Source organism: Hungatella sp. SL.1.14, from assembly GCF_024460495.1.
Taxonomy (GTDB): Bacteria; Bacillota; Clostridia; order Lachnospirales; family Lachnospiraceae; genus Hungatella; species Hungatella hathewayi.
In genome coordinates this window covers 1-299 of record NZ_JANFYJ010000360.1, presented here as the reverse complement: position 1 = coordinate 299, position 299 = coordinate 1, and the positions used below count along the sequence as shown (strand labels likewise).

The window sequence follows — 299 nt, the reverse complement described above, 5'->3', positions numbered from 1 at the left end:
AAGATTTCCCGCCCCAAAAAACATGGAGAATAATGTCAGTCCTACCAGACAGACGTTCCGTTTCGACAATCGTTCCATCGATCTCCTACCTGTCACCCGCACGGTAACTGTCAAGGAGCCTGTTAATTCTCGACGTAGGATTGAGCAGCTCGCTCAAGGAAGCGTCATGATTCAGATTATCGACGATCAGTGCGATATACTTGCTCATATCCACATTGATATAATACGGTCTGGACAGCAGATCCGGTGTCTGATATACCAGATTCGTCGTCAGAATCCTGTCGATGGTTCCATTCTCA

At 46.8% G+C, this 299-nt stretch carries 1 pseudogene; it reads right to left on the bottom strand.

What is annotated here, in order from left to right:
• Positions 1-85: 85 nt before the first annotated feature.
• Positions 86-299: pseudogene (locus NE473_RS31360) on the bottom strand (ribose-phosphate pyrophosphokinase); the annotation flags it as partial.